Origin of the sequence: Acetomicrobium sp. S15 = DSM 107314 (assembly GCF_016125955.1) — a bacterium.
GTDB classification, from domain to species: Bacteria; Synergistota; Synergistia; order Synergistales; family Thermosynergistaceae; genus Thermosynergistes; species Thermosynergistes pyruvativorans.
In genome coordinates this window covers 1-269 of sequence record NZ_JADEVE010000002.1, presented here as the reverse complement: position 1 = coordinate 269, position 269 = coordinate 1, and the positions used below count along the sequence as shown (strand labels likewise).

Genomic DNA, 269 nt, shown 5'->3' with positions numbered 1-269 from the left:
AGAGAAGGGTTGACCGGATATACGTTGAAACCTGCCCTCTTTAAGTATGTCATGACGCCGTATACAGGGCGGTTGCGGTTTTGTGAGGCCCCGACGACGGCAATCTTCGAAGGCTTGCAGACGAACTCTTCGATGATTTCCAGTGGCAAACCTTGACAGAGCGATGGCGCAGGATGGACGAAGAGCGCAAGAGGCTCGCTGAGACGTATATATATCCCACACCGGGCCTCAATGACTTCCTCTTATCCGTCGGGACGTCTCCCGTAGAG

At 53.9% G+C, this 269-nt stretch carries 1 protein-coding gene; it reads right to left on the bottom strand.

The features are described 5' to 3' along the window. Window positions 1-149, bottom strand: a 149-nt coding sequence (locus tag EZM41_RS00010) for a CoA-binding protein (protein WP_198468188.1), incomplete at its 3' end; no start/stop codon positions are given. Window positions 150-269: the final 120 nt, after the last annotated feature.